19 protein-coding genes and 1 pseudogene are annotated in these 24,081 nt (G+C 60.3%); 6 read left to right on the top strand and 14 right to left on the bottom strand.

The window, feature by feature from the left end; translation table 11 throughout:
• Positions 1-2: 2 nt before the first annotated feature.
• Genes ACEWE8_RS19760 through ACEWE8_RS19745 form a run of 4 tightly spaced genes read left to right on the top strand, consistent with a single transcriptional unit; the run spans position 3 to position 2,683 of the window.
• Positions 3-317 (top strand): hypothetical protein, encoded by a 315-nt coding sequence (locus ACEWE8_RS19760; protein WP_024616826.1) that lies wholly within the window; start codon positions 3-5, stop codon positions 315-317.
• On the top strand, positions 307-1,398 hold the full coding sequence (locus ACEWE8_RS19755; protein ID WP_024616827.1) for a copper resistance protein B: 1,092 nt from the start codon (positions 307-309) through the stop codon (positions 1,396-1,398). Before ACEWE8_RS19760 ends, ACEWE8_RS19755 begins: the two co-directional genes overlap by 11 nt.
• Before the next feature lie 9 nt (positions 1,399-1,407).
• Positions 1,408-2,250: a c-type cytochrome gene (locus tag ACEWE8_RS19750; protein ID WP_395589353.1), complete on the top strand. Its 843-nt coding sequence runs from the start codon at positions 1,408-1,410 to the stop codon at positions 2,248-2,250.
• The gene (locus ACEWE8_RS19745) at positions 2,240-2,683 is read left to right on the top strand and encodes a DUF411 domain-containing protein (protein ID WP_024616829.1); all 444 of its coding nucleotides are present in this window, start codon (positions 2,240-2,242) and stop codon (positions 2,681-2,683) included. The genes ACEWE8_RS19750 and ACEWE8_RS19745 overlap by 11 nt, the downstream gene beginning before the upstream one ends.
• Before the next feature lie 177 nt (positions 2,684-2,860).
• Here ACEWE8_RS19745 and ACEWE8_RS19740 read toward each other — a convergent pair whose 3' ends face one another.
• The 12 genes and pseudogenes from ACEWE8_RS19740 to ACEWE8_RS19685 all read right to left on the bottom strand — a co-directional run bounded on the left by ACEWE8_RS19740 (position 2,861) and on the right by ACEWE8_RS19685 (position 19,496).
• A complete protein-coding gene (locus ACEWE8_RS19740; RefSeq protein WP_024616830.1) occupies positions 2,861-4,186 on the bottom strand; it encodes an OprD family porin in 1,326 nt (441 codons plus the stop codon).
• A 157-nt stretch (positions 4,187-4,343) separates the two neighbouring features.
• Positions 4,344-4,676, bottom strand: a complete 333-nt coding sequence (locus ACEWE8_RS19735; RefSeq protein WP_004574339.1) for a DUF2790 domain-containing protein — start codon at positions 4,674-4,676, stop codon at positions 4,344-4,346.
• Positions 4,677-4,821: 145 nt separating this feature from the next.
• Positions 4,822-7,971, bottom strand: coding sequence for an efflux RND transporter permease subunit (locus ACEWE8_RS19730; RefSeq protein WP_004374632.1), 3,150 nt, complete (start codon positions 7,969-7,971; stop codon positions 4,822-4,824).
• Positions 7,968-9,428 (bottom strand): efflux RND transporter periplasmic adaptor subunit, encoded by a 1,461-nt coding sequence (locus tag ACEWE8_RS19725; protein WP_004374629.1) that lies wholly within the window; start codon positions 9,426-9,428, stop codon positions 7,968-7,970. The genes ACEWE8_RS19730 and ACEWE8_RS19725 overlap by 4 nt, the downstream gene beginning before the upstream one ends.
• Positions 9,425-10,687: a TolC family protein gene (locus tag ACEWE8_RS19720; protein ID WP_004574340.1), complete on the bottom strand. Its 1,263-nt coding sequence runs from the start codon at positions 10,685-10,687 to the stop codon at positions 9,425-9,427. Before ACEWE8_RS19720 ends, ACEWE8_RS19725 begins: the two co-directional genes overlap by 4 nt.
• A 698-nt stretch (positions 10,688-11,385) precedes the next feature.
• Positions 11,386-11,652 (bottom strand): antitoxin Xre/MbcA/ParS toxin-binding domain-containing protein, encoded by a 267-nt coding sequence (locus ACEWE8_RS19715; RefSeq protein WP_080952193.1) that lies wholly within the window; start codon positions 11,650-11,652, stop codon positions 11,386-11,388.
• A gap of 710 nt (positions 11,653-12,362) precedes the next feature.
• Positions 12,363-13,286, bottom strand: a pseudogene (locus ACEWE8_RS19710) (alkaline phosphatase family protein); the annotation flags it as partial.
• A gap of 143 nt (positions 13,287-13,429) precedes the next feature.
• On the bottom strand, positions 13,430-14,356 hold the full coding sequence (gene tal / locus ACEWE8_RS19705) for a transaldolase (RefSeq protein ID WP_046787893.1): 927 nt from the start codon (positions 14,354-14,356) through the stop codon (positions 13,430-13,432).
• Positions 14,357-14,588: 232 nt separating this feature from the next.
• Complete coding sequence (gene dusA / locus ACEWE8_RS19700; RefSeq protein ID WP_046787894.1) at positions 14,589-15,596, bottom strand: tRNA dihydrouridine(20/20a) synthase DusA; 1,008 nt, start codon at positions 15,594-15,596, stop codon at positions 14,589-14,591.
• Between the two features lie 505 nt (positions 15,597-16,101).
• Positions 16,102-17,019 (bottom strand): amidohydrolase family protein, encoded by a 918-nt coding sequence (locus ACEWE8_RS19695; protein WP_367903811.1) that lies wholly within the window; start codon positions 17,017-17,019, stop codon positions 16,102-16,104.
• A gap of 87 nt (positions 17,020-17,106) precedes the next feature.
• A complete protein-coding gene (locus ACEWE8_RS19690) occupies positions 17,107-18,435 on the bottom strand; it encodes an MFS transporter (RefSeq protein WP_046787896.1) in 1,329 nt (442 codons plus the stop codon).
• Between the two features lie 83 nt (positions 18,436-18,518).
• On the bottom strand, positions 18,519-19,496 hold the full coding sequence (locus tag ACEWE8_RS19685; protein ID WP_046787897.1) for a hydroxyacid dehydrogenase: 978 nt from the start codon (positions 19,494-19,496) through the stop codon (positions 18,519-18,521).
• Between the two features lie 224 nt (positions 19,497-19,720).
• Here ACEWE8_RS19685 and ACEWE8_RS19680 point away from each other — a divergent pair, with 224 nt between their 5' ends.
• A complete protein-coding gene (locus ACEWE8_RS19680) occupies positions 19,721-20,398 on the top strand; it encodes an RraA family protein (RefSeq protein WP_046787898.1) in 678 nt (225 codons plus the stop codon).
• An 87-nt stretch (positions 20,399-20,485) separates the two neighbouring features.
• Positions 20,486-21,706 (top strand): MFS transporter, encoded by a 1,221-nt coding sequence (locus tag ACEWE8_RS19675; protein WP_395589352.1) that lies wholly within the window; start codon positions 20,486-20,488, stop codon positions 21,704-21,706.
• A 4-nt stretch (positions 21,707-21,710) separates the two neighbouring features.
• Here ACEWE8_RS19675 and ACEWE8_RS19670 read toward each other — a convergent pair whose 3' ends face one another.
• Both ACEWE8_RS19670 and ACEWE8_RS19665 read right to left on the bottom strand, forming a co-directional pair.
• Complete coding sequence (locus ACEWE8_RS19670; protein ID WP_046787899.1) at positions 21,711-23,045, bottom strand: MFS transporter; 1,335 nt, start codon at positions 23,043-23,045, stop codon at positions 21,711-21,713.
• Between the two features lie 44 nt (positions 23,046-23,089).
• Positions 23,090-24,010, bottom strand: a complete 921-nt coding sequence (locus tag ACEWE8_RS19665; protein ID WP_046787900.1) for an SMP-30/gluconolactonase/LRE family protein — start codon at positions 24,008-24,010, stop codon at positions 23,090-23,092.
• Between the last annotated feature and the right edge of the window lie 71 nt (positions 24,011-24,081).

Genomic DNA, 24,081 nt, shown 5'->3' with positions numbered 1-24,081 from the left:
TGATGAGTACTTTTATGAAGCGTAATGCCCTGTTTGGCAGCGCAGCGATGTTCAGTTTTTTGGCTGCTTTGTACGCGCCGACGTCATTGGCAGGTGAGGGGCACAGCGAGCACGAACAACATGCTGCCGAGTCGGCTGCGCCCGAGGCCATCAGTGACAAGCCTGCAGATCAATCGAAAGGCAAGGCCGCTGGCCAGCAGATGGATCATGGCACCATGGATCATGAGGGCATGAACCATGACGATATGGGGCACGAGAAGATGATGGATAAGCATGGCGGCACCGAAGCCGAAGCAGGTTCGAACCATGACCACTAGGTTTTCACGCCCGTCCCTCATAGCGCTGGTCGTGTCGCTGAGTGCACTCAGCGGCGGCGTTACCCAGGCTGCGGAAGAAATGGATCATTCGGCAATGGGGCACGGCTCCATGTCGATGGACCACAGCCAGATGGGCCACGGTTCCGCCAAAGCGCCGATGGAGGGCATGGATCACAGCAAGATGGATCATGGTGCCATGCAGAGCGAATCGGGCAGCATGGACCATAGCCAGATGGGCCACAGCCAGAGCCAAGAGAAGGCCCCAGCCATGGACCACAGCAAGATGGGACACGGCACCATGCAGGGACAGATGGAGGGCATGGATCATTCGAAGATGAACCATGGCTCCGCTGAAGCCCCGAGAACTACCAGTCGTACGCCGATTCCCGTTCTGACGGATGCTGATCGCCAAGCGGCTTTCCCGCCACTGCCTGGCCACAAGGTGCATGACAGCGCCATCAACAGCTTTTTCCTGCTCGATCAGCTCGAATACCAAGACGCAGATGAGGGCAGCACCCTGGCCTGGGATGCGTCGGGTTGGGTAGGCGGTGATATCAACCGGGTCTGGTTCCGCTCCGAAGGCGAGCGTACCAACGGCGTTACCGAGGACGCTGAATTACAGCTGCTGTACGGCCGCTCGATCGGCCCTTGGTGGGATGTCGTCGCGGGCGTCCGCCAGGACTTCAAACCGGAGTCGCCGCAGACTTGGGCCGCCTTCGGTATCCAGGGCATGGCGCTTTACGCCTTTGAGGCCGAAGCCACGGCCTTCGTCGGCGAGAATGGCCAAACTGCTGCCCGACTGGAGGGCGAGTACGACATTCTGCTGACCAACCGGCTGATTCTCCAGCCAACTGCCGAAATGAACTTCTACGGCAAGAACGATCCTGAGCGAGGTGTGGGGTCCGGGTTGGCCAATACCGAGCTCGGTTTACGTCTGCGTTACGAGATTGTCCGGCAGTTTGCCCCCTATATCGGGGTTTCTTGGAGCCGCTCCTATGGCAACACGGCAGACATGGTGCGCGACGAGGGCGGTGATGTAGACGAGGCGCGTTTTGTCGCCGGTATCCGGATGTGGTTTTGAGAACCTGACATGAAAAGAACAATTAAAACTTTGGTGGCGGCCGGCGTGGTCGGTAGCACAGCTGTCCTGGCCGGTGCCTACTTTGGCGTGGTCAACGTGGGGGCCGACGATCCCCATTTTCCTGCAGTGCATGCGTTTCTCACGATGGCCCGTGACCGCTCTATCGAAGTCCGTTCGCGGAACATCGAGGTTCCCAACCTGGATGATCAAGCTCTTATTCGCGCCGGTGCGGGCAACTACAACTCCATGTGTATCGGCTGTCATTTGGCGCCAGGTGTGGCGGAGACCGAGCTAAGCCAATCGCTTTATCCTGCGCCTCCCAACCTCGCCAAAATCGGTGTCGATGGCAATCCGTCAGCAGCGTTCTGGGTGATCAAGCATGGCATCAAGGCAACGGGTATGCCTGCGTGGGGCAAGAGCATGGGCGATGAGTACATCTGGGGCATGGTTGCCTTCCTTGACCAATTGCCGGCGATGGATGCCAAGCAATACCAAGCACTCGTCGCATCCAGTGGCGGCCATCAGCATGGTGGTGGGGAAACGCAAATGCACAATCATGAAGGTCAGCACGGCGACAACAAGCCTGGCCATCATGGCAATAGCGGCGGTGGCGAAGACCATCATGGAACAGGTGATGCCGGAGAGCCTGGCCATCACGATGCCGCGGCTACTGATAGCGAGGGTGGCTCCGCACCTGAGGCAGGTCACCATTCGGACATGAGTAGCGATGACCACCATGCCGGGGATGAGGCCGCCCCAAGCGGCGGAGACCATCATTCCGAGCAAACTCCGAATGCCTCGCCCAAGAGCCATACCCACGCCGATGGCAAAGAGCACGTGCATGAAAGCTAAATATCTGGCCTTGCTGGCCGCTCTCTCCGTCACATCTGCAGTTCAAGCCGCTGATGCCCTGACGATTGATGTCCATCGTGATGCTAATTGCGGATGTTGCAAGAAGTGGATCTCACACCTCGAAGCGAATGGCTTCAAAGTCGTCGACCATGTCGAAAGCAACATGACGGCAGTGAAGCAAAGTCTGGGCGTTGCGCCGCGGTTGGCGTCTTGTCACACCGCGGTGATTGACGGCAAGTTCGTCGAAGGTCATGTGCCGGCGGCTCAGGTCATCGAACTCACCAAGCGCGATGATCTGCTGGGCATCGCTGTTCCCGGGATGCCGGCGGGCTCCCCCGGCATGGAAGTCGATGGCGTACAGCATGCCTACCAGGTCATTGGCTTGACCAAGACGGGTTCTGATCAGGTCGTTGCAGAATATCCCGCCCAGTAGTACTGCCTGCCAGCACGGCCGCTTGTGTGTAGTGGCCGACTCATTTTCATACGTCCTTTAACCTAAGTAAAAAAGGCGCCCTAGGGCGCCAAGGGCTGTCTCCAAACCAAAGGAGCACTACGAGGGGACAGCAGGACCAAGGAGCGAGCGGGCAATCAACCCGCTCGCTTGCCAGGGTTAGAGAACTTCCAGCGGGTACTCGACAATCAGGCGGAACTCATCCAAATCCGACTCGAAGTCGGTGGCGCGAGTCGTGGCTTGTCGAATGCGAAAGGACATGTCCTTCAACGACCCAGACTGCACAACGTACTTGGCCTCGATGTCCCGCTCCCAGCGCTTCTGGTTGGTCAACGGATCGCCGTTGTCATCACGGCGCATATAGACTTCGTTGGCGTTGCTGTAGTCGGCATCCCAGCCCTGGGCATATCGAGTCATGAAGCTCAATCCAGGCACACCGAAAGGCTCCATATCCAGGTCATAGCGCACTTGCCATGACTTCTCCTTCGGCGAGTTGAAGTCGCTGTACTGGATGGAGTTGTCGAGGTAGATGGAGTCCGATTGGCGCAAGTAGTCGAAGTCATCATCGCCATTGTTGCGCTGGAGACCCACCAGCACTGTATGAGCGCCGAATTGGATGCCGACCTTGCCGCTCCAGATGTTGTTATCGAAGCTCCCGAGGAGCTGCCTCCCTTCATCGACCGCCTTGTAGTAGTTCAGCCCGCCGATCAAGGCGACATCGTCCGCAAGCGGGTAGCTCAGCGTGGTGCCCGCGTAATATTGATTCCAGGCATCCTTGAGGCGGCTGGTGTAGAGACTAAAGCCGACGTTGTCATTAAGCGTGTAATCACCACCGAAATAGGCGATCCATGGCGAGTCCACTTCGCCCGCGTAGAAGGTAGCGAAGCCGTCGCGCATGCTGCTGGTATTGGGTTGGCTCATCGAGTGGAGGCGACCGCCCTGAAGCGACAGTCCTTCCACGCTGCTGTTGACCACGGTGACACCTCGGAAACTCTCCGGTAAAAGCCGTGCATCACCGTATTGGACGACCGGGCTGACGGGAAAGACGTCGCCTACCTTGATCTCGGTATCCATGAACCGAGTTTTCACCGCGCCCCCCAGTTTTGAGTAGTTGTCCTCAGCCTGCCCGAGGCTGTTGTAAGGCATCACGTCGACTGAGCCGCCTGCTCCAGAACGGCCGTCGCCGGTGTCAAGCTTGAGCCCTAGCATGGCAAAGGCATCGACACCAAAGCCTATGGTGCCCTCGGTGAAACCAGACTCGAATCTGCCTATCACGCCATGCGCCCACTCTTCCGAATAGCCATTACCCGAGCTGCTGGACTGGCCTTTACGGAAATCGCGGTTGAAGTAGAGATTTCGATTGAGAATGGTCAGGCTGCTGCCTTCGATAAATCCCTCGCCTTTCTCGCCGGCGGCCATTGCAGCTTGCCCGGTACTGACGCTCAGAGTGAGCAGAGAAAGTCCTAACAGGGTTCTGTTATTCATAAATGCTCCTGATGTTATTGGCAGTTGTCATTGTGTGGTCGCATATATGTGCCAAGCGCGCCGGGCATAGCCAGGCACGCCTTGGTCATATTTCCACATGCCAAATAACGTCAGGGTGACTTGGAAATTACATTTCAGTCAGCGCGATGTCATTTATCTAGTTTTGATTACGGCAACCTGTCCCGGCTGCCCGGTATTCAAGAATATTCAGATCGCCATTGGAGTCCTCGTAGGTCATCTGGGCCGGCATCACACCGCAGCTAGAGTCCGTCGGGGTAGTGGCCACGACCCTGGCGATATCGAGTTTCATGCCGTAGCGGTAATGAATAACTTCAGGCGGATTCTTTCCGTTAGCGGCAGCATACTCTTGCATGGCCTGCTCATTGGCCTGAATCATCCGACCATAAACACGATCAGCGCCGCCTTCTGCCAGAGTGGCAGAGGAAACAACCATAGCGGCAAGGGCTGCAATAACTTTGAGGCTTTTCATGTTTAATCACTCCTTCAAGGTGGTGATTAAAATATATCCGCTCAACCTGTCATAAAAATGAAGTCAAAGTTACATCGCCGTAATGCTTCCTGCCGCGTTACCCGGGCGAGTCAGCTTGGCGCGTGGCTTGCCCGGGTTTGTAAAGCTATAGCTCCTGCGGTGCGCGAACCTTCTGTGTACGCTGCCTTCGCATCAGCCAGTACGCGGCCGGCAAAACCAACATGGACATCAGCGGCGCGGTAATCATGCCGCCGACCATGGGCGCGGCGATGCGCTTCATCACCTCAGATCCGGCACCTCCGCCCCAGAGGATTGGCAACAGGCCGGCGATGATCACGGCCACCGTCATCACCTTGGGCCGCACGCGCAGCACTGCGCCTTCACGAATTGCCTCCAGTAGTGCCGGGTCACCGCTGCGCCCGGCATCCATACGTGCATGCCAGGCATTCTTCAGGTACAGCAGCATGATCACCCCAAATTCCGCCGAGACGCCGGCCAAGGCGATAAAGCCGACCCCAGTGGCAACCGACAGGTTGAAGCCGAACCAGTAGAGCAGCCAGATGCCGCCCGATAGGGCGAAGGGCAGGGTTGCCATGATCAGTAGGGCCTCACCGAAGCGGCTGAAGGTCAGGTAAAGCAGCACGAAGATGATCAACAAGGTCGCCGGTACCACCCAGGCCAGCCGTGCATTGGCGCGCTCCAGGAACTCGAACTGACCGGAGTAGGAGACGGTCATGCCAGCATCGAGTTGTACCTGCTCAGCTACGCGTTGCTGCAACTCGCGCACGGTCGATGCCAGGTCGCGCCCACGGACATCGACATAGACCCAACCGGACAGACGCCCGTTCTCGCTGCGCAGCATTGGCGGCCCTTCGGTCAGACTAACCTGGGCGACGGTGCCCAAGGTGATCTGCTGGCCGGCTTGCGTGAGGATCGGCATACGCCGTAGTGCCTGCGGACTGTCTCGCCACTCCTTGGGATAGCGCAGGTTGATCGGGAAGCGGGCCAGTCCTTCAACCGTCTCACCAATATTGCTGCCGCCGATGGCGCCCGATACCACCGCCTGCACATCGGCGATGCTCAGGCCATAGCGCGCCGCGGCCAGTCGATCGATCTGGATGTCCACGTAACGGCCGCCAGTAAGGCGTTCTGCCAAGGCCGAACTCACCCCAGGCACCTCTTTGGCCACGGCCTCGATATCGCGCGTTATGCGCTCGATGTCGACCAAGGAGGTTCCGGACACTTTCACCCCAATGGGGCTCTTGATCCCCGTCGCCAGCATGTCGATGCGGTTGCGGATGGGCGGCACCCAGATATTGGACAGCCCCGGAACTTTTACCGCGCGATCCAGTTCCTCGATCAGCTTTTCGGGTGTCATCCCCGCGCGCCATTGATCGCGTGGTTTGAACTGCACCGTGGTCTCGAACATTTCCAGCGGTGCTGGATCGGTGGCGGTCTCTGCTCGCCCGGCCTTGCCGAATACCCGTGCCACTTCGGGCACCGTGAGGATCATCCGGTTGGTTTGCTGCAGCAGCTGGGTGGCCTTGCTGGCCGGCAAGCCGGGCAGGGCTGATGGCATGTACAACAGGTCGCCCTCGTCCATCGGCGGTAGAAACTCTCCTCCGAGTCTGCTGAGGGGCCAGAGACTGGACAAAAACACTAGCAAGGCCAGCGCTAGGGTCACCTTAGGCCAAGCCAGCACCCACTCCAGCACCGGCCGGTATGCACCGATCAGCCAACGATTCAAGGGGTTCTGTTGTTCGCTGGGGATATGCCCACGAATCCAATAGCCCATCAGCACCGGTACCAAGGTGATCGAGAGGCCAGCAGCGGCAGCCATGGCATAGGTCTTGGTGAATGCCAGCGGGCCAAACAAGCGACCCTCCTGGGCCTCCAGGGTGAAGACCGGGAGGAAAGACAGGGTGATGATCAAAAGGCTGAAGAACAGCGCCGGCCCGACCTCGGCCGCAGCTTCGCCGATCACCCGCCAGTGCGCCTCGCCCTGAAGCGGTTCACCGGGGTGTCGAGCCTTCCAGGCCTCGATGTGCTTGTGCGCGTTCTCGATCATCACCACGGCGGCATCGACCATGGCGCCGATGGCGATTGCGATCCCGCCGAGCGACATGATGTTGGCATTGACGCCCTGGTAGCGCATGACGATGAAGGCCATCAGGATGCCCAGGGGCAGGGTGATGATCGCGACCAGCGACGAGCGCAGGTGCCAGAGGAAGATCAGGCAAACCAGGGCAACCACCGCGAACTCTTCCAGCAGCTTGTAGCTGAGGTTATCGATGGCGCGGTCGATCAATTGCGAACGGTCATAGGTGGTGACCACCTCGACGCCGGCCGGCAAGCTGCCCTTCAGGCTGTCCAGCTTGGTCTTCACCGCGGCGATGGTATCGCGGGCATTCTTTCCGGAGCGCAAGATGACCACGCCACCTACAACTTCACCCTGGCCATCCAGCTCGGCAATGCCACGACGCATCTCTGGCCCCAACTGAATGGTGGCCACCTGACCCAGCAGCACCGGAACTCCGCTGGCCGAAGCCCGCAGCGGCACATTGCGGAAATCCGCCAGGCTCTCTAGATAGCCTGAAGCCCGGACCATGTACTCGCGCTCTGCCAGCTCCAGGATGGCGCCGCCGGTTTCCTGATTGGCGCTCTTCAGCGCCGCTTCGACCTCCTGCTGAGTTACCCCATAAGCCACCAGCTTCTGGGGATCGAGCAGCACTTGGTATTGCTTGACCATGCCGCCGAGGGTGGCCACTTCGGCTACGTTGGGCAGGCCCTTGAGTTCGTACTTAAGGAACCAGTCCTGCAGTGCCCGCAGCTGGGCAAGATCATGCTGGCCGCTGCGGTCGACCAAGGCGTACTGGTAGATCCAGCCCACGCCGGTGGCATCCGGCCCAAGGGTGGTGGTAACACCCTCGGGCAGGCGTTCCTGCGCCTGGTTGAGGTACTCCAGCACCCGCGAGCGTGCCCAGTAGAGGTCGGTATCGTCCTCGAACAGCACATAAACGAAGGAGTCGCCGAAGAACGAGTAGCCGCGCACTGTCTTCGCCCCCGGCACCGAGAGCATGGTGGTGGCCAGCGGGTAGGTCACCTGGTTCTCGACAATCTGCGGTGCCTGCCCGGGGAAGCTTGTGCGGATGATGACCTGGGTGTCGGACAGATCCGGCAGTGCATCCAACGGCGTGTTGCGCAGCGACCAGATGCCCAGGGCGGTGATGAACAGGGTCGCCAGCAGCACCAGAAAGCGATTGCCGATAGACCAGTGGATCAGGCGTGCGATCATGGCTGGTCTCCTTCCTTGCTGAGCTGCTCGATCATCAGGCCGGAGTTTTTCTGGCGGGCGCCGATACGTACGTGATCTCCTGGCTTAAGTCCCACAGCTACTTCTGAGCTGACCAATGGAAAAGCCATGGTCATACCTGGCATATTCAGGCTCTCGAAGGGCCCGTGCTCCAGGGTGACTGACTCCGCGTCCAGAGCACGAATCACACCATGGGCCTCATGTAGTTCCTTCTTATTGTCCTGCTCGGCATGGCTGGCCATGACACCCTGTAGGCTGGCCTCCGAATCGATGAGGAACTGGCCGGAGGTAACGACCGCCTGACCCTCCTCAAGACCGGACAACACCTCCAGACGCCCATCAGCCTCGCGGCCCAAGGTTATTTCCAGGGGGCGGTAGCGCCCATCGCCTTCTACCAGCATCACCAACGCACGCTTCCCGGTGCGAATCACGGCTTCACTCGGCACAAGAAGCGTGGATTGTTCGACGGCACTGTTCAGGCGTACGGCGGCGAACATGCCGGGGCGCAACTTACCGGCAGGGTTGGGTAGCTCGCTGCGTACCGTGAGCGTGCGTGTTTGCGGATCGGCACTCGGCAGCAAGGCTATGACGCGGCCCAGCAGCGGTCGATCAGGAAAGGCCGTCAGGTTGGCGCGGATCTCGTCCCCGACCTGGATACTTCCGGCCATGGCCTCGGGTATCGCCGCATCGAGCCAGACACTGGATAGCCCGTTAATCAACGCCAGATCCTGCCCGGCTTCGACGGTCATCCCGGCGCGTACCTGCAAGGCTTGGAGCTCGCCGCTGATAGGTGTGGTGAGGGTTTGCACCGCCCGTGGTCTGCCGCTGCGGCGGACCTGCTCGATCAACGTTTGAGGCATGCCAAGCAGGCGCAGGCGCTCTTGGGCCGCACTTATCAAGCGAGTGTCAGCGGTACGCAGTACCGCCAGGAACTCCAACTGCGCGGCGGACCATTCGGGAATCAGCAGGTCGACCAGGGGGGCTCCGGCAGGCAGCACATCGCCCGGGGCGCGACCGTAAACCCGCTCGACGAATCCGCCGGCGCGGGCCTGGAGGTTCGCCACTTCTCGCTGGTTATAGGCCAGGGAACCCACCGCCTCGATATCCGAGGGCAGTACACCTCGGATCACCATCGAGGTTCGCATTCCGAGGTTCTGCACGGCTTGAGCGGGGATGCTCAGGACAGACGGATCCTGCTCGGATCCTGCGTATTTAGGGACAAGTTCCATATCCATGAAAGGTGACTTGCCCGGCTTATCGAAGCGCTGCTCAGGCTGCATCGGGTCGTACCAATAGAGCACCTTGCGCTCGTCCGTCGGTGCGGAGCTAGGCAGGATCTCGTGTTTGGCTTGCCGCTGGGCCAGCCAGTAGCCACCGCCCGCCGCGCCAATGCCCACGGCCAGCAAGGCGACCGCAAAACCAAATGCCGATATCTTCATTTCAGTCCCTCCACATAGGCGTAGTACAGGCTTGCGGAGAGCTGGCTCAGCTTGCGCTGCTGTTCAATCTGCCGTAGCTGAGCCTCGATCAGGTCGCGCTGGGCGGTGAGGACGGATGTCAGCTGGCTGTTGCCGGCCTGGTAAGCGGCAAGTTCGAGATCGGCACGTTTGCTTGCAAGCGGGATCAAGGTTTTTTCGGTGCGTGACAAGGTCCTGCGCAGTTGCTCAAGCTCGGCAATACCGCCTTCCAGCTCAGCCTGATGGGCGCGCAGTAATGCTTCCTGCTCGGCTTCCATCTGCGACACGCTTTGTTGTCTGGCGTTGATCTTGGGCCCCTGACGTGTGCCTACGAACAACGGCAGGTCGAAGGTAAATTGCACCATCACCATATCGCCGAATTGGTTGTCGCGATTGTTGTAGGCAAACTCAACACCCCAGTCGGGGGTCTTCTCGGCGATGGCCTCGTTCAGCTCGGCGCTAGCCTCGCCGACTCGGGCGGAGGCAGCGCGCAACTCAGGGTGTGAGGCAATGCGTTGCTGCAGGTGCGGTACCACCAGGTTCAGATTGGGAACACCTCCTTGCAAAGGCTGGTCAGCCTCGTTGCCTATCCAGCGGCGCAGCTTGGCACGAGCTACTGCCACATCGCGATTCAGTTCATCTCGCCGATCTTGTAACGCCAAAGCTTCCTGGTCGGCCTGCAACAGCTCGCCAGGCTGAGCACTACCGCCGGCAATCAGCGATTGCACGGTCGAGCGGAGCATCTCGATCTGACGGTCCAGTTGATCGAAGAGGCCAACACTGCGTTCGGCGTAGTACACGTCCAGCCAGCTCACTGCTGTCTGGCGCTTGATCTCCAACTGCATGGCACGCTGCTCGGCCTCGGCTCGGACAACTGAAGCCTCGGCCACCTGGCGCCGAGCCTGACGCTTGTCACTGTTGGGGACTTCCTGCATGAGCCCAATGCGGCGCATGGTCATGGAGTCACGATTAAGTGTGTAACGGTCAGGGCCTTCGATCGGCAGGTTGTCGATGCCTAGAATCAGCTTGGGATCGGGCAGGGCGTCTGCGGGCCCTACAGCCTGTTGTGCCGAAGCCACCTGCGCCTGGCGCGCGAGGTTCTCAGGGGCACTCTGCTCGGCCAGAGCTTGGGCTCGTTCGAAGGTTAGGGGCTGCGCCTGCGCGGCAAGCCAGGGAGCTGCCCAGAATGCGGCAGCCAACACACCGAGATAGCCACGGCGTGGAAAAAGGAAAGCGGACATGCTTTCGCCTCCAATGCGATTGATCGAGGTCGCAGCTACGAAACGTGGCCGCGACGATGCGCCTGACTGTAAGGCGCGGGATGATCACTGCATTAGACGAAACGAGGAGGGCGCCAGAGTCCTGCTGGCTCTCGCTTAATCACCGACTGTGTCAGCAATATTTCGGGGCGTGAGGGAAGAGGGGATATGCTCTTGATCACATTGGTCTGGAGAAGTCCTCCGGTCTTGCATTCCTGGCCGGATTTGCAGGGAGACTTATTGGCCACCCCATCAGACGTGTCCATTTGCTCGCAGCACGGAGCATCGGCCGTTGCATGGCCCTGATGATCGGCGCTCTGCATCGGGCAAGGTTGTGCCGGCATGCTGAAAGCCATACCGCCGAAGGTCGGCAGCACGAGGCTAGCAATCATTACCAGGATCAATCCAATCCGACGCACAGCAATTCACCAAGCGGGGCTATAGGGCGACTATAGCAGATTGCCTCGAGGCATGAGTGCACTTCGACGTGCCCCGCAAGCGTGTGACATGTGTGGGAGGTTGAGGTCGTAATGATGCGGACGTGTACTACGTGTCGATTGCTGAAATTTGTAAATGACTGAGCTCGATCCATTGATCCACTTGGTTAAGGCCATAGGCTGCCGCTGGACGAGTCGGCGCCATAGAAGAGCTCATTGCGCGTCTGCCCCGGGCTGAAGGCGTTAAATGTATACACAATGTTCAATTCGCCCCAAAAGCGTGTTCACTTGCTCATAGCCCGATCTAGTCATCAGTATGCTGCAAGGCACTTGATGTGCTAATCCGATGGCGGGCTTGTACAGCCAGAGTACGGCAAGCGTTCGAGATCCAAGCACATGCGTAGCTAGTGCTAATGCCTGCTGGCACCTTCCAACGAAACACCGATGGACGAAGCTCCAGCAACCCAATGGTGCAATGGGGCAAAACGCGATTATTTCAGTTTTGTTCATGTTGCACCCCTCAAAGGTGAATCCTGCCTTTCAGCCACACAGTCGCCCAGCGGGCTCCATTTTTTTGCCACTTTGCGCGGCAATGTCGAGCAATCTTCCTTGTTTCTCAGACCGAGCAAGCAGAATCTCTCGTGCGCCGTCTTCAATTGTCGATTTTAGAAGCCATCTGTCAGTCTTTATTTTCCGTCGACCCTTCATCGCATATCTCCGCCCGTAGGGCCTGGGGCACCAGTTACAACTGAGAGGATCTCGTAATCCCTGGTTACGCCAGCCAGAGTAGCTTGGCTCCTGCAGTGGGCTCCATTCAATATGGGTATGACAGCTGTGCAGCTCATAGCGCTCCCCATCATGGGCAGTGCCATAGCCCCAGTGTGCCGAACTGATGCCCGTCAGTATCCAAGCGGGTGGAGCAACTGCATACATCGCACACGACGTCTGTAACGGTCTCGACCTCAGCTCTTCCGGTTATTTTCATCGCTGATTCCTACAAATGCCCCTGACTTTCGCTTTCAGCATACAGGCTCCAGGACGGAGCGTAGGCTAGCCGAAGCATTTCTAGACGTTCACCGACTTAACGTAGTTGTAGTCACTCATGTTCGCATGGATGGAAATCAGGACGTTGAAGGTCTTTCCCAGAGAGGCAGAGATTAGATGGTGTCCATAACTGCTGTACGTTCGGATTACGCTGCCCGCACCCCTACGTTCGGACTATCGTCGAAGATCATCAGGCAAGGCAAATGCGCCATTACCCGCGCCACCTGGCCCAAGTCGTCGGCGAACGCCTGAATCAGCGGCAGTTCCTTGCGGTAGCGCGCCTGGTGCGGGTCGGCAAGGCCCGCAGGCATGTCGAGTGCGACCAGTTGCCAAGGTGTTGGTGACCAGACCAGCAGGTACATGGCCATGACCTCGGCGAAGGTCACCAGATGGTTGTCGGCATTGCTTGAGGAGAAGATCGGTTTGCGCTTGCCGCCGAAGAATCGCTCACGCAGGGTTTCATTGCGTTCCTGGGCAGGCAGCAAGTCGGCGCGGTGGTAATAGCTGGCCGGGTGGTCATAGAGCGACCTGCTGTCGGCCACGACCGCGCCGTCCAAGTGTTCATCGAACAGGCCAAGGCGCTCGATCAGCGAATGAATCGCCCGCAACATCGGCCCTGCGACATCATCGGCATAGACTTGGTCGCCGGTCATCAACAGCACGGCCGGGCGCTCTTCGGGGCGCGTACAGGCCTGCAGCAGCCGGTCGGCGCAAAGCAGGCCATCGGCAGCGCGGTGGTGCGGCTTGCGGCAAGAGCCGTGCAGCAACTGGTCCAGGCGGTCGCGCAGCACCAGGCTCGGGCGCCGGCGGCCTGGGTAGAGCAGGTGCGGCGCCCAGCCAGCGATACCTTGGCCATTGATCAGCAGGTCGTATTCGAGTTCGACGTTGCTGGGCAGCGGCTGGGCAAAGTGAATGTCCAGCAGGTGGATGAAGGCGTGCTGGCCGATCGGTACGACCTGGCAATCCACCTTGGCCGCGCCGTCCAAGGTGAACTCGGGCTGCAAGGGTTGGCTGCCGACCAGCCAGATGGCCAGGCGCTGAGGCTCCAGGCGGCGCAGTACAGGGCCGGCGAGAACAAGGGGCAAAGGGGAGGAAGTCATGGACAGCTCTGGTGGCTAATCGGCCCATTCGCGTCGAACCGTCGCGAACAGGCCCTTGAATTCAAGACGCTTTTTGAACGGCTAAAGCAAAGCGGGCGGAAAATGCTTAACATTCACCGCCCGCCTGGCAAACCGGATATGTATCAGGCTTTGTCAGCCATCAGCTTTTCCAGCTTCTCCTGGTCACGGGCGAACTGGCGAATGCCCTCGGCCAGCTTCTCGGTACCCATGGCGTCTTCGTTCATGGCCCAGCGGAACTGGCTTTCGCTGAGCACCTGCTTGGCCTCGCCGGCATTGCCCGGCTTGAGCACCTGCGGCAGCTCGCCCTGGTCATCGCTCAGCTGCTGCAGCAGCTCCGGGCTGATGGTCAGGCGATCGCAGCCTGCCAGTTGTTCGATCTGGCCGATATTACGGAAGCTGGCGCCCATGACCACGGTGTTGTAGCCGTTGGCCTTGTAGTAGTTGTAGATGCGCGTGACCGACTGTACGCCCGGGTCTTCGGCACCCACGTACTCCTGACCGGTGCTTTTCTTGTACCAGTCGTAGATACGGCCCACGAACGGCGAAATCAGGAATACACCGGCATCGGCGCAGGCCTGGGCCTGGGCGAAGGAGAACAGCAGGGTCAGGTTGGTCTGGATGCCTTCCTTCTCCAACTGCTCGGCGGCGCGGATGCCTTCCCAGGTGGAGGCCAGCTTGATCAGCACGCGGTCTTTGGAAATCCCGGCGGCCTGGTAAAGCTCGATCAACTGGCGGGCCTTGCTCAGCAGTGCCGGTTCGTCGAACGACAGGCGCGCATCCACTTCGGTGGAGATGCGCCCAGGGATCACTTTCAGAATGCCAGCGCCCACCGCCACGGCGAACTTGTCGCACGCCAGGTCGACATTGCCCTTGGCATCGCTTTTTACCTGCTTGAGCAGGTCGGCATAACCCGGGATGGCGGCAGCTTTTAGCAGCAACGAGGGGTTGGTGGTGGCATCGACCGGCTTGAGGCGGGTGATGGCGTCCAGGTCCCCGGTGTCGGCGACCACGGTGGTGAACTGCTTGAGTTGTTCCAGCTTGGAAGTCATGGCGTGCTCTGTCCTGTGCGATGTTTCGACATTACCCGAGCCCCGACGGCCGCTCAAGGGGCCAGTGGGGCGGTGGCGAATTGTCTGGGGTGATGATTCGAGTCACCAGCCAGCACGAGGTTCCCCACCGCCTTGCAACACTGCAGCAAACCCTGCACAAGCAGGGCGATACCCCCAAGAACAGCACCGTCCCTGTGGCCGGCTTGCCGGCGATAGGGCCCGCCCATTCACCTCACCGCCCCTGCAACAGCTCCGCCGCCTGGTCGAACACCACCAGCGGCTCCGGCGCCTTGTGAATATCCGCCGACAGCAACTGCCGGAACCGCCGCGCCCCTTTGAAGCCCTGGCCCAACCCTAGAATATGCCGGGTGACGTGATGCATCGCACCGCCACTTTCCATATGCGCCACGATATAGGGCCGCAACTGCGCCATCGCCTCGCTACGGCTGACCACCGGCGCATCACTGCCAAACAGCAGCTGATCCACCTCAGCCAGCACATACGAGTTGTGGTACGCCTCGCGCCCCATCATCACCCCATCGAACGTCTCCAAGTGCATCTGGCACTCGGCCACGGTCTTGATGCCACCGTTGAGCACAATCTCAAGGTCCGGGAAGTCCGCTTTCAACTGCGCGGCCACGTCGTAACGCAGCGGCGGAATCTCACGGTTCTCCTTCGGCGACAACCCCTCCAGAATCGCGATGCGCGCATGCACGGTGAAACTGCGGCACCCGGCGTCACGTACCTGCCCGACGAAGTCGCACAGCTCGGCATAGCTGTCACGGCCATTGATACCAATGCGGTGCTTGACCGTCACCGGCGTCGACACCGCATCACGCATGGCCTTGACGCAATCGGCCACCAGCGCCGGGTGGGCCATCAGGCAAGCGCCGATCATGTTGTTCTGCACCCGGTCGCTCGGGCAGCCGACGTTGAGGTTGACCTCGTCATAGCCCGCTTGTTCGGCCAGGCGCGCACAGGCTGCCAGGTCGGCCGGCACACTACCGCCCAGCTGCAGGGCAAGCGGATGCTCGGACACATCGTGGCGCAGGAAACGGTGCGCGTCGTTGTGCAGCAGGGCGCCAGTGGTGACCATTTCGGTGTAGAGCAGGGTGTGCCTGGAGAGCAGGCGCAGGAAGAACCGGCAGTGGCGGTCGGTCCAGTCCATCATCGGCGCCACGCTGAAGCGGCGGGAAGGCTCAGGGCGCGTGGTTTGTGGGGTTGCGGTATCTAGGGGCATTCAGGTCTACGCATTTTGGTACCAATTTCTTCGGGCTTGTGGTGTGACACGGGAGTGGGTGTACCAACGTATTCACGTGTGTTGCGCCGATAAATGGTAAGGAATACAAGCAGGGAAAAAGGCCGTTTGGGCGACGAGCTACACCGTCAACACCAGCCTCATAAAAAGGATGCCCTAGTTTACCAAGAGTGCTGGATGTTCGCCTGTCCATAGGCTAGTGGTGGGCGTGAAAATAGCGTAAGTGGAAAATGTGAAATTCGTTACCCGTCTTTACTGGAACGATGGTTTTTATCGGTTACCTAGGATGCGGGCTCAGATTTCCCCTCCACCTTGTATTCCTTTTTCTGAATCATTCTTTGCGTGCCCTTGAGCCATAAGCTTTGTGGCGGCAGTGCCGCCGTGGGTAACCCGCTCCATTGGGTACAGTGCTGGGCCAGCCTGTGGGTGTAAGTTTGACGTCGAAGAGGCCCGCGCAACGGGCACGTTCGGCTGCAACTGGCGTTACTCAGAAGCCGTAAAGTGAAACGGGATTGTCGCGCAGGATCAGCGTGCGCGTCTTGTTATCCGGTGACCAGGCCATCAGCAGATCGAGCAGCGCTGCATCGTCAGGTTTCTGGTCCTGAGGCAGCGTCGGATGCGGCCAATCGCTTCCCCACAGTATCCGTTGAGGTTGCAGACTGATCAGCTTGCTGGCCACCTTGCCGACATCTTGATAAGTAGGGGCGCCTGCTTTTGAGCGTAGATACGGCGCGGAAAGCTTTACCCACACTCGACCGGTATCGAGCAGGCGCTCAAGCGAGGCGAACGCCGCCGAATTGAGCCCCTCGGGTTGCGGCACATGCCCCATGTGATCAATCACTATCTTGCCGGGCAGTTTGATCAGGCGTGGTGCCAATTCTGCTAACCGTGGGCCCGTGGCCAGCTGAACGTTCCAGCCCAGTTGCCCGACTTTAGCCGCGAGCGTCTCAAGGTGTTCGAGGGATGCGCCACCCATGCTCAGATTGAAACGAATTCCTCGCACGCCGGCCTTGTGCAGGGCAGCAAGCTCTGTCTCCGTGATCGCGGCATCAACCACTGCGACACCTCGGGCGGCACCGCAACTGCGCTTCAGGCCATCCAGCATCACTCGGTTATCGGTGCCATAGGTCGAGGGTGTGACGATGACCATGCGACCGATACTCAGGCGTTGCTGCAGCTTCCGATAATCGTCAATGGATGCATCCGGAGGCAGCAGCGTAGCATCGGGTGCGGCGGGTATACGGCTGTCATACAGGTGCATGTGGCAGTCTACGCTGCCTTCGGGGGGGGGCAGGCGAGGGTGGGCTTCACCCAGGCTGAAAGGTACATTGGCCAATGCTGCCAGGGGAAACAGTGCGCTGACAGCGCCTGTGGCCTGTAGAAACTGACGACGAGACAAAAGCATCTGTGTTCCTCGGTTGTTATTGTTCTGGAAAAAGCGATGCCCACATTTCCCAAGGAAAGTGGGCATCGACATGCAGTGCGTATTGCTTTACCTCGCAGCGGCTGCGGCCGCCGTTTCAGCCTGTTCGCGCTGGCGCTTGCGGCCGATCACCAGGACCAGTACTCCGGCCAGGGTGCACAGGGCTGCCAACGGCATCAGGGCCAGGGCATGGCTGTTGGTTGCCTCATGGATAGCGCCGTAGGCGTTTACCATCAGGCCGCCGCCGATCAGGTTGGCCATGGCACCTACTGCGGCAAGCCCTGCTGCGGCAGTCGAGGACGACAGCCAGCCCGAAACCAGCGCCCAGAACGGGCCTTTCATCGAGTAGGCGCCCACCAGCACCATGGTCAGCATGACCACGGTCGCGGGCAGCGAGGAGGTGAACAGGGTCATCAGCAGGCCGGCCGCGATCAGTAGCATGGTCATTGCCGTGTGCCAGCGTCGCTCTCCGGTGCGGTCGGAGCTGCGGCCCCAGATGATCATCAGTACTGAGGCAATGCCATAGGGGATGGCGTTGACCAGGCCGATTTCCATCGAGGTAAGGCCAAAGGTCTTTAGCAGTTGCGGGGCCCATACGCTCATCGTGCTGCCGGCGGCGGAAGCACCCGAGTAGATCAGCGCCAGTACCCAGATGTCTTTGTGGCGCAGCAGTTTCCACAGAGAGATATGGCCGATGGTGGTTTTCTTCGCCGCTTCCTCTGTCAGGCGGTGGGTCAGCCAGCCACGCTGCTCGTCGCTCAGCCACCTGGCGTGTTCGGGCCGGTCGGTCAGCACGAACAGGCAGGCGATACCCAGAAGTACTGCGGGTATGCCTTCCAGGATGAACAGCCAGTGCCAGCCGCGCATGCCCAGCCAGCCATCCAGGCTCAGCAGCAGGCCGGACAGGGGGGAACCGATGAAGTTAGCCGCCGGGATCGCAACCATGAACAGCGCTACCATGCGCGCCCGGTATGCCGATGGTAACCAGTAGGTGAGGTAGAGTAGAACGCCCGGGAAGAAGCCGGCTTCGGCAGCGCCCAGCAGGAAGCGCATAACGTACAGGGAGTTGGCGCCCTGTACGAACGCCGTACCCGCGGAGATCAGGCCCCAGGTAATCATGATACGGGCAATCCAGATGCGTGCACCGTAACGCTGCATGGCCAGGTTGCTGGGTACTTCAACCAGGAAGTAAGCGAAGAAGAACAGGCTGCTGGCGAAGCCGAAAACCCTGGCCGTCAGCCCCAGGTCCTCGTTCATCTGAAGGGAGGCCATGCCGATATTGCCGCGGTCAATGATCGCGATCAGGTAGCAGATGATCAGAAAGGGCAGCAGGCGCCAAGCTACCCGCCGCATGGTGCTGCGTTCGAGTTCATCCGGCAGGGACGTTGCTGAAGTCATAGTGCTCTCCAATTGTTATTTTTTCTGGAGTGACGCTTGATGAGAGCGCCCCTGCTCGCGTAGCAGAGGCGCGAGAGGGTGAATCAGCTATCGATCAGGTGGCGGTTGACCACGCAGCGCGGATCCAGGGCATTGCCTGCCCAGACATCCATTATCTGCTTCAAGGCGACCACGCCCACCCGGTCCCGGGCTTCGGAGGTATTGGCGCCGACGTGTGGCGTGGCAACCAGCGTAGGCAAGCCCCACAGCGGGCTGTCGGCCGGTGGGGGCTCTGGGTTGAAGGTGTCCAGGCCGGCACCGGCAATTCGACGCTCGCTGAGCGCTTGCACCAGGGCGTCGGTGTCGACCAGCTCACCGCGGGCGGTGTTGATCAGGATTGCCCCTGGGCGCATGCGCTCAAGCTGGGCAGCGCCGATCAGGTTGTGATTGGTGTCGGTCAGCGGGCAATGCAGGCTGATGATATCGCTTTCGGCCAGCAGTCGATCGAAATCCTCTTCACGCTCGACATGGTCGCGCGCCGGCAGTTGCTTCAGGTAAGGGTCGAACACCTTGACCTTCATGCGCAGCGGTGCCACCAGATCCATCAGGATGCCGCCGATCGAACCCAGGCCGACCAGGCCCAAGGTCTTGCCCGATAGCTCTATGCCGTTGGCCGAGGTCTTGTCCCAGTGCCCGTCGCGCATCCGTGAATCCAGCAGGGCGGTCTGCCTGGCCACGCTGAACATCAGGGCGAAAGCGTGCTCAGCCACCGACTGGGCGTTGGCGCCGACAGCGATCGACACCGGGATGCGGCGGTCGGCGGCGGCCTGGATGTCGATGGTGTTGTAGCCGACGCCGTGTTTGGCGATCACTTCCAGCGTGGTCGAGGCGTCGATCATGGCGCGGGTCAGGTTGCCCTGGCGCACGATGATGGCATCGGGCTGCTCGGCGCGAATGATCGCTTCCAGTTCCTCTTCCGGCATGTAAGGCGTGGTGGGGATGATCCGGACGCCATGTTCGGCCGCCAGGTTCATGGCCTCGGCTGCGAGCTCCGGGCCGGTAAGCAGAATGGTACGGGACATCGTGAATACCTTGTTCTTGTCGGGGCAGTCTCTGCCGCTGCGGGGCGGCGATGAGTTAAACCCTACCATAACGAAATGGCGTTGCAAGAAAATACGCATAAAGATCTCTGAGTCCCGGTTAGACCCAAAAAAAAGAAATTGCACGAAGTAATTCGAAATGACATTCTAAAAATAGATTCGGCAGCCGTCGATGACATCGAATAACACCAAAAGAGGTTTGTCATATGAGCATTGGGTTCCAGGTGCTTGAGCGTGCACGCAAAGTCAGCGAGGAATGGGTCAACCGCTACCGCGAGGTCCCCGTCGCCAACGTCAGCGACTCCATGAACCGCATGACTGCAGGTGGCGCCCGTCTGCGCCCCATGCACCGTGAAGGCGTGCTGTCCGGCCCGGCCCTGACGGTGAAGGCGCGCCCGGGTGACAACCTCATGCTGCATTACGCGATCGACATCGCGCAGCCAGGCGATGTGATCGTGGTCGACGCTGGCGGCGACCTCAGCAACGCGCTGATCGGCGAAATGATGGTGGCCTACGCGGTGAAACGTGGCGTGGCCGGTATCGTCATCAACGGTGCCATCCGTGATGCCGCGCAGATTGGTGCAGGTGACTTCCCGATGTTCGCCGCAGGCATTTCGCACCGTGGCCCGTACAAGGACGGTCCTGGCGAGATCAACGTGCCGATTGCCATTGATGGTATGGTTATCGAGCCGGGCGATCTGGTCATTGGTGATGACGATGGCCTGCTCTGCGTGCCTTACGACCATGTTGCCGAAGTCTATGCGCGTGCCACCGCCAAGCACGCCGCCGAAACTGCTCAGATGGAGCACATTGCCCAAGGCACCAACGACCGCTCATGGGTCTTGGAGTCCTTGAAGAAGAAAGGCTGCCTGTTGCCAGGCTGACCCGGTTATACGCTGCGCACCTTGCGATGGGGTGCGCAGTGTGCAAGGGGTTGGTGCTGGCGGCGGGTTTCTAGAGGATTCGTCTACTTGTCCGATTCATCGTCGTCGCATCGCAACCCTTGGCCTTCGGCCATTCGGGCGCTCGCCTATCGCAATTTCCAGATCTACTTCGCCGGCCAGGGCATCTCCACGTTGGGCAAGTGGGTGCAGCAGGTGGCGTTGGCCTGGTTGACATATCACCTCACAGGCTCGGCTGTGTTGCTGGGGCTGATCACCTTTCTCTCGCTGGCGCCGCAATTGCTCGTAGGGCCGTTGGCTGGCGCGTGGACCGACCGACATGACAAGCGCCGGTTGCTGATCTTCGTGCAGTCGATCCTGGTAGTGCAGTCCCTGGTGCTGGCCAGCGCAACCTGGTTGGGCTGGGTGGACGGCGTGTTCATTGCGCTCATGGCACTGCTGCTGGGGCTGCTCAATGCCTTGGAAACCCCGTTGCGTCAAGCGCTGATCGGCAGCTTCGTCGATGACCCGGCCGACCTGCCGAACGCCTTGGTGCTCAACGCCATGTTGATCAACGCGGCGCGCTTTGTCGGCCCGCCACTGGCAGGGGCAATGATCGCATGGGCTGGCGAAGCAGCCTGTTTTCTGCTGACAGCGGTCGCATTCCTGGCGTTGCTGGGTGGCCTGCTGAAGGTGCGCGGCGCCCCCAGCCCCAAGGCCGCCGGCTCGACGGTGCAGGTGTTTCGTGAGGGGCTGGCGTACATGTGGCAGACCCGCAGCGTGCGTGAGCTTCTGGCCAGTGTGATCATGATCAACCTGCTGGCCTCGTGTTACGCCGCGTTGCTGCCGATCCTGGCCAAGACTGTATTCGCCGGTGACGCGCGTGTGCTGGGTTGGTTGTGGGGGGCGGCCGGTGCCGGCGCATTTGCGGCCACACTTGTGTTGGCGGTCGGGGGCGCATTGCCCCGTTTGCGCCAGTTCACCACGGCGGGTGCTTTATTGTGCGCGGTGGCTCTGGCAGGCCTGTGGCAGGCAGGCGAGCTGGCGCTGGCACTGGTGGCTCTGGCTCTGTTGGGGTTTGGTATCACCTTGAGCAATGTCAGCACCAACATGCAATTGCAAAGTGCTGCACCTGGCCATTTGCGTGGCCGGGTCATCGCCTTTTATATAGCCATGCGTTTCGGTTTCGAGGCCTTGGGTGGGCTTTTCGCCGGGTTGATTGCCGCCCGCTGGGGCGCGCCGGCGACCCTGGGGATCGCTGGCGGCGTACTCCTGGTTGGGGTGTTGGCCGCCCACCGCACGCGGGCCTGATTGATCATGCGGTTTGGGTTTGCCCTTGTGCGCTCTGGTGCTTGGCCGGATCGCCCAGCCACAGCATCAGGCAGGTACCGATCAGCAGGATCGACGCCACGGCGAAAAACGGCAGGGTGAAGCTGTGGGTGGCGTCTTTGATCACGCCGATCAGGAACGGCCCGGTAAAGCCGCCCAAGTTGCCGATCGATACGATCATTGCCAGCCCCCCTGCTGCTGCGCGGCCGGTGAGGAAGGTCGACGGGATGGCCCAGAAGGTCGCCTGGAATGACAGGATGCTGGCCACTGCGATGCACAGTGCGCCGATCTTCAGGCTTGGATTGGCGATCAGGGCCGCGGCCACCAAGGCCACGGAGGCCATGCCCAGTGCACTTGCTACATACGGCAGACGATGAGCGCTGCGGTTGGCCAGGCGGGCCCAAAGGGTCATGCTGATCGCACCCAGTACATAGGGCAGGGCGACCACGAAGCCCAGCGTGCCGCCCGAAATGCCAAGGCCTTTGATGACTTGCGGCAGCCACATGCCGATACCGATGGAGCCGACGATACAGCAGAAGTTGACCGCTGCCAGGATGAACACCTTGGGGTTGGTCAGGGCAGCGCGCAGCGTATTGCCGTGGGAGGCGCCGATTAGCGACTGCTCTTTGGAGATCTTGTTGGTCAACCAGTTCTTTTCCCGGGCTGTCAGCCATCTGGCCTTTGCCGGGGAATCGACCAGCACCCACAGGCAGGCGATGCCCAGCAGCACGGCTGGCAGGGCTTCGGTCACCAGTAGCAACTGCCAGTTCTTCAGGCCCAGCACGCCATGCTGCTCCATCAACCAGCCCGACAGCGGCGAGCCGATGATGTTAGCGGTAGGGATGCCCAGCAGAAAGGCGGCGGTCGCCTTGGCGCGCCACTTGCCTGGGAACCAGTAGGTAAAGAACAGGTAGATGCCCGGGGTGAAGCCGGCTTCGGCGACGCCCAGCAGGAAGCGCAGGATGCTGAAGCTGACCGGTCCGGTAGCGAAGGCCGTGGCCATCGACAGGAGGCCCCAGGTGATCATGATTCGGGCGATCCACACCCTTGCGCCGAATCGTTGCAGCAACAGGTTGCTGGGCAGTTCGAAGATGAAGTAGCCGAAGAAGAACAGGCCGGCTGCCCAGCCGAACATCGTCGCAGTCAGGCCCAGGTCCTGGTTCATGCTCAGGGCAGCGAAGCCAACATTGGTGCGGTCCAGGTAGCTGATGACGTAGCAGCAGAAAATGAACGGTAGCAGGCGCCACAGAATGCGGCGCATCAGTCGTTCGCCCTCGGCGTCGCTCATCGACGCCTCAGCGGGGAGGTTTTCGTGGGTCATGTCGTCACTCTTTTGTAGTTGTTGTGTGCGCTGACAGGCGCAGATCAGCTGTGTGAATACATCGGCAAGCCTGGGGTTCCGATGTGGGTCTGGAGGATGCTGCCGGTCTCCGACTCGGTGATGTAGAGGGTCTGTCCGTCCTCACCGCCGAAGGCCAGGTTGGTGTTGCTGATACCGGCGCATGACACGATACGCTGCAGCGGCTCGGCGACTTTCGACAGCTTCCACACCGAGCCGAAACCGGTATGCGCGATGTAGAGATTGCTCAGCGCGTCCAGTGCCAGCCCGTCTGGCCCGCCTAGGCCGCCATGCAACTGGGCGAACACGCCCACCTTGCCAACGATCGAGCCGTTGCCCAGGGGAATGCGCCAGATCTGTTGCGCACGGGTCACAGCCACCAGCAGGTGGTTGAGGTGCGGGTCGTAGACGATGCCGTTGGGGCTGGGGATGGTGCCCAGCAAGCAGGTCAGGTTGCCTTGGGTGTCGAGTTTGTAAACGCGGCCGCTGGCATCCTGCAGGCCGGTCTGGCCCTGGTCGGTGAAATACAGGTCGCCATTAGGCGCGAACACCAGGTCGTTGACGCCCTTGAAACCTTCGGAGCCAGCCGAGTCCAAAAGCGTTTGGAGGCTGCCGGTCTGCGGATCGAGCAGCATGATGCCGCGCTTGTAGTCGGTGATGAATATCCGACCGTCCTTGTGAATCTTCAGGCCGTTGGGCCAGCCGTCGTACTGGCACACCAGTTCCCACTCACCTTTGGGCGAGATGCGGAAAATCCGGCCGTAGGGGATGTCTGTCACGTACAAGTTACCCTGGCGGTCGAATGACGGCCCTTCGAGGAACGAGTCGATCGCCCGGCCCTGGCGATTGGCGTTGGCCCAAGTGGTCGGGCGAGGGGTGCGAAAATGGTCGGGCAGGCGCGTGAAGATCGTGGTTTCGGTAATGGGTGGGGCAGCGAAGAAGCTCATGAGCGCTCCTGGTAGCGTGGTGACGCCTTGAAGCGTCCGTTGTTGTTTTATGCGTCTAATGAAACGCTATT

The organism is Pseudomonas sp. TR47, from assembly GCF_044143025.1.
Taxonomy (GTDB): domain Bacteria; phylum Pseudomonadota; class Gammaproteobacteria; order Pseudomonadales; family Pseudomonadaceae; genus Aquipseudomonas; species Aquipseudomonas putida_E.
This window is presented reverse-complemented; position numbering and strand designations above follow the sequence as displayed.

Bases quoted from the DNA above. Each gene is read 5' to 3' on its own strand.
- ACEWE8_RS19760 (WP_024616826.1), top strand. From the start codon at position 3: ATGAGTACTTTTATGAAGCGTAATGCCCTGTTTGGCAGCGCAGCGATG.
- ACEWE8_RS19755 (WP_024616827.1), top strand. From the start codon at position 307: ATGACCACTAGGTTTTCACGCCCGTCCCTCATAGCGCTGGTCGTGTCG.
- ACEWE8_RS19750 (WP_395589353.1), top strand. From the start codon at position 1,408: ATGAAAAGAACAATTAAAACTTTGGTGGCGGCCGGCGTGGTCGGTAGC.
- ACEWE8_RS19745 (WP_024616829.1), top strand. From the start codon at position 2,240: ATGAAAGCTAAATATCTGGCCTTGCTGGCCGCTCTCTCCGTCACATCT.
- ACEWE8_RS19740 (WP_024616830.1), bottom strand. From the start codon at position 4,186: ATGAATAACAGAACCCTGTTAGGACTTTCTCTGCTCACTCTGAGCGTC.
- ACEWE8_RS19735 (WP_004574339.1), bottom strand. From the start codon at position 4,676: ATGAAAAGCCTCAAAGTTATTGCAGCCCTTGCCGCTATGGTTGTTTCC.
- ACEWE8_RS19730 (WP_004374632.1), bottom strand. From the start codon at position 7,971: ATGATCGCACGCCTGATCCACTGGTCTATCGGCAATCGCTTTCTGGTG.
- ACEWE8_RS19725 (WP_004374629.1), bottom strand. From the start codon at position 9,428: ATGAAGATATCGGCATTTGGTTTTGCGGTCGCCTTGCTGGCCGTGGGC.
- ACEWE8_RS19720 (WP_004574340.1), bottom strand. From the start codon at position 10,687: ATGTCCGCTTTCCTTTTTCCACGCCGTGGCTATCTCGGTGTGTTGGCT.
- ACEWE8_RS19715 (WP_080952193.1), bottom strand. From the start codon at position 11,652: ATGAACAAAACTGAAATAATCGCGTTTTGCCCCATTGCACCATTGGGT.
- tal (WP_046787893.1), bottom strand. From the start codon at position 14,356: ATGACTTCCAAGCTGGAACAACTCAAGCAGTTCACCACCGTGGTCGCC.
- dusA (WP_046787894.1), bottom strand. From the start codon at position 15,596: ATGCCCCTAGATACCGCAACCCCACAAACCACGCGCCCTGAGCCTTCC.
- ACEWE8_RS19695 (WP_367903811.1), bottom strand. From the start codon at position 17,019: ATGCTTTTGTCTCGTCGTCAGTTTCTACAGGCCACAGGCGCTGTCAGC.
- ACEWE8_RS19690 (WP_046787896.1), bottom strand. From the start codon at position 18,435: ATGACTTCAGCAACGTCCCTGCCGGATGAACTCGAACGCAGCACCATG.
- ACEWE8_RS19685 (WP_046787897.1), bottom strand. From the start codon at position 19,496: ATGTCCCGTACCATTCTGCTTACCGGCCCGGAGCTCGCAGCCGAGGCC.
- ACEWE8_RS19680 (WP_046787898.1), top strand. From the start codon at position 19,721: ATGAGCATTGGGTTCCAGGTGCTTGAGCGTGCACGCAAAGTCAGCGAG.
- ACEWE8_RS19670 (WP_046787899.1), bottom strand. From the start codon at position 23,045: ATGACCCACGAAAACCTCCCCGCTGAGGCGTCGATGAGCGACGCCGAG.
- ACEWE8_RS19665 (WP_046787900.1), bottom strand. From the start codon at position 24,010: ATGAGCTTCTTCGCTGCCCCACCCATTACCGAAACCACGATCTTCACG.